Source organism: Brachyspira catarrhinii (genome assembly GCF_005518285.1).
Lineage (GTDB): Bacteria > Spirochaetota > Brachyspiria > Brachyspirales > Brachyspiraceae > Brachyspira > Brachyspira catarrhinii.
Window position 1 is genome coordinate 1 of record NZ_SJDU01000883.1, and the last position, 298, is coordinate 298.

Annotated in this window: 1 protein-coding gene; it reads left to right on the forward strand. The window is 30.9% G+C overall.

All coding sequences use genetic code 11. The features are described from left to right. On the forward strand, positions 1–298 hold a 298-nt coding region (locus EZH24_RS13725; RefSeq protein ID WP_473807497.1), incomplete at both ends, for a M14 family metallopeptidase.

The following is a 298-nucleotide window of genomic DNA, read 5'->3' on the forward strand; positions in this document are numbered from 1 at the left end:
GATGAAAAAAGGAGATTTAACGATAGTTCCTATAGCCGTTCCAGAAGCCTATAGAAAAAATGTTCGCGCAATCGGAGGACTCGATATTAATAATAGATTCTTCGATAGAAAAATAAATAGAAATATTACCGACAAACTTGCAAAAAAGTATATGGATATGCTTGACGAATATAAAATAGATGTAGTTCTCACTTTGCATGAAGGAAACGGATTTAAAGAATTTTTCGGAGATTCTATTATATACGACACAAGAAAGTTGGACGATATTTCTATTTATTTTTCTATCGAAGAATCTATT